Genomic DNA, 1873 nt, shown 5'->3' with positions numbered 1-1873 from the left:
AAGGACTTATTTCACAGCCCCTTTATTCATCCAAAATCGCCTTATCAGTCTTTACCTTTACAAACATAGTTACATTATCATATTCGGCAAAATGCAAAGTTCTACTTTTTTCCTCAAAAACTAACGCTGAGTTATCTTCAAAAACAAACGCTATCGCATCTTTTTGCTTATATATCTCCGTCAGTGTATTTATATCTACATTCTCAAAATCTGATTTCTTCATAAATATAATCACATTTTGTCCAATACTATTATCTACTCCGGTAATCGGTATATCTGTATACATAGGAGTATAGTCAAGTACAACAGAAGCTATTTGTCTACTCTTCCCCATAACTACACTATATGTTAATGCAACACCTGCTACTAATCCAAATATAAAAGTAATAACTAATATAATATAAATCTTTTTTAATCTAAAAATGCTGTATCTCCTTTACCAAACAAAAAATACTCACCCGTCTTTTTCTTTGAAACTGAAATACACAACTTTTTCTTAGGAACCTTTGAAAAAGTCACTCCACCATACACATTATCCGTTTTCCCTACATATGAAAAAATCTTCCTACCTAATGTATCTCGTATAGCAACAATATACTTGGTATCTCCTGACATATCTACTTCGCCTGTTCGATAATTTCTAAGATATGCTTGAGTTTGTACTCTCCATTTTCTATGCGTATTTTCTATATAATCAGTTTGCACATAATCATTAATATTAAACGGAAACTCACTCACAGACCTCGTCATAGCACGCTCTTCTTCAATTTCACCATCATAAAACTGGGCGTTACCAAATGTCTCTACCACTACGCTCTCACCATCAATATCTATAGTTCTAGTCTCGGCAAAAGATGTAATATTCCAAACATGTAGAGAAACAAACAAACACATTAAAAAAACTATCCTTTTTCAATATAAAATCCTCCTTCATTAAACTAAAACAAACAGCCTCTTTAGTTCGTATAATGGAACAAATAATAAGAAATAGCATTTACATTATATTGTTTTTTTCTTAAAAATATATTAATGATATATTTATACTTCTATTTTCCTAAAAATTAGTATCATAGGCACAAAAATAATAAAAGATTTTACGACCGTCACAGGCTGTGTCAACTGTATTCCATAGATTTTAAAAAATCTTGAAAGTATGGCAACCATTGTTAAAAAAACTATACCGTTTCTTAAATAGGAAGCTATAGATTCATATAGATTTTCTCCATATATTACTTATCCAAAGCGGCATTTTCATGCCCACTTTTTGAACTTCTTATAAATCTACCCGTCCATTCGTTCACACATAAAGAATATAGTTCCCGTAACTATAAAATAAAACCATGTGGCGGGATTTGAAAACCATGTGGTGAAAAATGAAAATGCCAGATATATAAAGACTTGAGCATATATCATATAAAATGCCGCATGCCTTGTGCTTCTTATCCATTTTTCAAAGAGATAACTGATACCACCGAGCATTGCAGAAAATACTCCCACACCTGCTATCCCGAAATCATAAAATGCATCATAGAATAATGTAACCGTCGTAAGCTCCGTCTTATTTACAAATATGGGAAAATCAACAAGCTTAGGATATACAAATTTAAGCCCTGTAAGTGCCCATAGCGGAAACAACCCCTTCATACCGAAGCTGTGCTTTGGCAATTCCTTAATCAGAGTGTCCAAATTGTCATAATTATTTGCAATATAGCAGCTCTGAGGAATAAAAACTTTTCGCAATAAAACAATAAGATTTTAAGCCAAAAACCTTCTATGCGGTAAAATATAAAAAGAAATTTTTCGCACAGGAGGTTTTATTATATGAGAAAGAGAGAAAAAAGAGAACGAAGGAAAAATGAACGAGCTATTGTTG

The 1873-nt window shown here is 32.1% G+C and carries 3 protein-coding genes; all 3 read right to left on the bottom strand.

Annotated elements, in window-relative coordinates:
* Window positions 1–22: 22 nt before the first annotated feature.
* The 3 genes from HMPREF0381_RS03210 to HMPREF0381_RS03200 all read right to left on the bottom strand — a co-directional run bounded on the left by HMPREF0381_RS03210 (window position 23) and on the right by HMPREF0381_RS03200 (window position 1740).
* Entirely contained in the window at window positions 23–334 is a 312-nt protein-coding gene (locus HMPREF0381_RS03210; RefSeq protein ID WP_008750436.1) for a hypothetical protein, read from the bottom strand.
* 77 nt (window positions 335–411) lie between these two features.
* Window positions 412–888, bottom strand: coding sequence for a hypothetical protein (locus tag HMPREF0381_RS03205; protein ID WP_154647073.1), 477 nt, complete (start codon window positions 886–888; stop codon window positions 412–414).
* Window positions 889–1281: 393 nt separating this feature from the next.
* Window positions 1282–1740, bottom strand: a complete 459-nt coding sequence (locus HMPREF0381_RS03200) for an O-antigen polymerase (protein ID WP_008750433.1) — start codon at window positions 1738–1740, stop codon at window positions 1282–1284.
* Window positions 1741–1873 lie beyond the last annotated feature (133 nt).

It is taken from the genome of Lachnoanaerobaculum saburreum DSM 3986 (genome assembly GCF_000185385.1).
In the GTDB taxonomy this organism is placed as follows: domain Bacteria; phylum Bacillota; class Clostridia; order Lachnospirales; family Lachnospiraceae; genus Lachnoanaerobaculum; species Lachnoanaerobaculum saburreum.
This window is presented reverse-complemented; position numbering and strand designations above follow the sequence as displayed.